The organism is Porphyromonas bennonis DSM 23058 = JCM 16335 (assembly GCF_000375645.1).
GTDB classification, from domain to species: domain Bacteria; phylum Bacteroidota; class Bacteroidia; order Bacteroidales; family Porphyromonadaceae; genus Porphyromonas_A; species Porphyromonas_A bennonis.
The window spans coordinates 1-2,421 of the sequence record NZ_AQWR01000079.1; the positions used below are offsets into that span (position 1 = coordinate 1).

Below are 2,421 nucleotides of genomic sequence, written 5' to 3' on the forward strand. Positions count from 1 at the left end.
TTTTATAGGTCTATAGACCTACAGCTTACTTGATAGAGGCCTCATAGATACCATCGATAGAGGCACCGATGGTCTTATTGAACTCCTCATCACTCTGCTGTGCAGAGAGTCCCTCAGCGAGACCGCGAGAGAAGGAAGCGATGATGCCGTGATTCTTAGCCAGCAGCTCATTAGCATGCTCGCGGCTGTAGCCACCGGAGAGGGCTACGACACGGACGATATTCTTGTGCTCGATGATCTCCTTGTAGAAGTTGTCTACCGTCGGGAGAGTGATCTTGAGCATAACGGGCTCGTCCATCTCATCGAGATGAGCGAGGATCTCGCGCTTGAGGATCTCCTCAGCCTTAGCCTTATCGGGGCAGTGGATGTCCACCTCGGGCTCGAGGATCGGCATCAGACCGTGAGAGAGGATCTTCTTACCCCACTCAAACTGCTGTGCCACGATAGCCTTGATGCCCTCCTCATTAGCCTGCTTGATGACACTGCGCTCCTTGGTACCGAAGATGTTGTGCTTCACAGCATCCTCGCAGAGGTCGTCGAGACCGGGGAAGTCCTTCATCAGCTGCACGCCATTCTTCTCCTCGCAGAGGCCCTTGTCGACCTTGAGGAAAGGAACGATGTGGAGGTTGTCCCAGAGGTAGTCAGGGGTCTTCTTGCCGTCGATCTCACCGCGCATGGTGCGCTCGAAGAGGATCACACCGATGATCTTATGCTCAGCAAAGCCGGGGCTCTTGATCATACGGGTACGCATCTCGTGGATGAGCTCAAACATCTCCGTCTCGTTGCTCCAGGCATCCTCGGTCAGACCGTAGGACTTCAGGGCCTTGGGCGTAGAGCCACCACTCTGGTCAAGGGCGCCAATAAAGCCCTTGCCGTTCTTCATCTGTTCTAGCTGTTCCTTGTTCATCTCTTTTTACCTTATATAAATTGATTGGAGCTATTATAGTGTCTTGTCACTGTAGGGACCTATCCCTTTCTACCCTCAAAGATACAAATTTCCTCCGACTCGCGAAGCCATAGTTACTGAAATCTTTTCGGATAATAGTACTTTTAACCTCTCTTCATAGTCTAAATCGCCCACGCTTCTCATGGTGTGCGATCAGCTGGTCGTAGCGATCGACCACCTCGCCGACCACATCCTCCCAGGTGCGAGAGATCGTATGGGGGATCCGATCCGCCACCCGCTGCCGTCCCTCCACATCGCGGATCGTCTCGATGATCTTGTCCGCATAGACGCGCGGATCATTCTGCTTGGCGATGAAGGCGTTGACCCCGTCCTGGAAGGGCGCAGCACAGGTTGTTCCCTCCAGCAGGAGACTGGGCGTATGCATCAGCGCCGCCTCTCGGATCACATTACCGTACGTGTCGTAAAGCGAGGGGAAGAGGAAGAGATCCGCCGCCGCATAGTACGAGAAGAGCTCGGTCCGGTCCTTGATCGTCCCGGGAAATATCGCCCGATCCTGTAGACCTAAGCTCTTCGCCTTATCGATAAACTTCCCCCGCGCCACACCGCTTCCGAGGGAGTAGAAGAGGAATTTCCGATCACCCAGCAGCGCAAGGCTATCGAGGATCATCCCGACATTCTTTATCCGGATCTGCTGACCGACGAAGAGGAAGAGCGGAGTCTCGTCGTCCAGTCCCAGCTCACGCCGCTTCCGCTCACGGAGCACGGACCAGTCCTCACTCACCGTCTCCACGCCATTAGGAATCACGACGATCTGCCCTCGCTTCTCCCTAAATCCATACTCATGCATCGTCTCCAGGATCGACTCGTCGGTGATCCAGACCTGATCGGCATGGCGGTAAAATTCCATAATCCAGTCCTTAGCCACATCAGAGATGAAGCGACTCTTGGTCGCACCGTAGAAGTCATCCTTATACTTCGAGCGGAAAGAGGCGATGAAGGGGATGTCCCGTCTGCGAGCAATCACACGCCCCATCCGTCCCGTCGTGAAGGGAGCATGGCAGTGGATGAGATCAAAGGGCAGATGATACACCTCACGTGACGCACGCGTGGGTATAAAGGGCAGTCCCACTGAGTAAGGAGGCCGAGGCGGCACAGGCACCGAGGGGATGCGAGTAATGGGGAAGGGCTCAGGCATCTCAGGCTCTCCCTTAGAGTACGGTACCACGACGTGCACTTCACGCCCCATCTTATACATCTGGATCGCATTATTATAGACGACGGTGCCCACCCCATCTACTGCCGGCTGGAAGCTGTCATTGAAAAGCCCGTACATATCTCGCTCTCGTGTGTGATCATTCCGATTACTGCACAAATATACCTATTTGGCACACTCTCGCGCAATCCGAGCGAGGGACGGCGAGGGGTGACGCATTTGAGCATTGGGGTAATCATATACCTAGAGGGCTTATCCGTGAGGCACCCGAAGGGTGCTCGCTCCATAGGCATCGGTCATC

2 protein-coding genes are annotated in these 2,421 nt (G+C 54.7%); both read right to left on the minus strand.

The window, feature by feature from the left end; genetic code table 11:
* Positions 1 to 25 precede the first annotated feature (25 nt).
* Positions 26 to 907, minus strand: a complete 882-nt coding sequence (locus B088_RS08110) for a fructose bisphosphate aldolase (RefSeq protein WP_025081786.1) — start codon at positions 905 to 907, stop codon at positions 26 to 28.
* 154 nt (positions 908 to 1,061) lie between these two features.
* A complete protein-coding gene (locus B088_RS08115; protein WP_018107929.1) occupies positions 1,062 to 2,240 on the minus strand; it encodes a glycosyltransferase in 1,179 nt (392 codons plus the stop codon).
* Positions 2,241 to 2,421 lie beyond the last annotated feature (181 nt).